General features: G+C 60.5%; 1 protein-coding gene and 1 pseudogene. Both read left to right on the top strand.

Annotated elements, in window-relative coordinates; all coding sequences use genetic code 11:
- The first annotated feature begins 44 nt into the window (after window positions 1-44).
- Window positions 45-494, top strand: a complete 450-nt coding sequence (locus tag TU76_RS24140; RefSeq protein ID WP_048352674.1) for a YbaY family lipoprotein — start codon at window positions 45-47, stop codon at window positions 492-494.
- Window positions 491-640, top strand: a pseudogene (locus TU76_RS25720) (protein methyltransferase); the annotation flags it as partial. The gene TU76_RS24140 and the pseudogene TU76_RS25720, both read left to right, overlap by 4 nt.

Raw genomic sequence — 640 nt, forward strand, 5'->3', positions numbered from 1 at the left:
TTTTACCCAATTGATGCATCGACTGACTTGCCGTGGAGCCTTGTATGCCGCTACGAACGATTGTTTTGCTGTGCCTGGCGAGTTTACTGGTCGCGTGTAGCAGTGAACCGCCAAAATCGGCACAGCCTCAATCGCTGCCCCAACCCAAAACCGATGCGCCGGCAGACCTGGGGCCTTTACCCGCCTACCAGCGCGAGCTGAGTGGCGTGTTGACCGGGGTTCCGGCGGGGGCCGAGGTTGAGCTGGCCATGTTGATCGTCGACGAGCGCGGGCGCCCACAGGGACTGATGGCCAGCAGCAAGATTGCCGGCAATAACCAGCCGCTGCCATTCAAGTTGCGCTTCAACCCCCAGGCTTTTCCGGCCGGCGCACGGGTCGAACTGCGCGGGCGTGCCAGCCAGTCAGGGCAATTGATTCTGCACTTGCCTTCCCGAATCATCAACCAGCCCACGACCCAAACGCTGGGAACTCTGGCCCTTGTCAAAGCGCCATGAATACACCGCTCGACTTGCAACTGTCATTGAGTGAACTGCTGGGCGATGCCCGCCTGGTCATCACGGACTTGCCAGAAACTTCGTTGAAGCTGTGGCTGATCGACGCCCGGAACATGGATCGCGCCTTCACTCCGGACGAGACCCGG

Origin of the sequence: Pseudomonas psychrophila (assembly GCF_001043005.1) — a bacterium.
In the GTDB taxonomy this organism is placed as follows: domain Bacteria; phylum Pseudomonadota; class Gammaproteobacteria; order Pseudomonadales; family Pseudomonadaceae; genus Aquipseudomonas; species Aquipseudomonas psychrophila.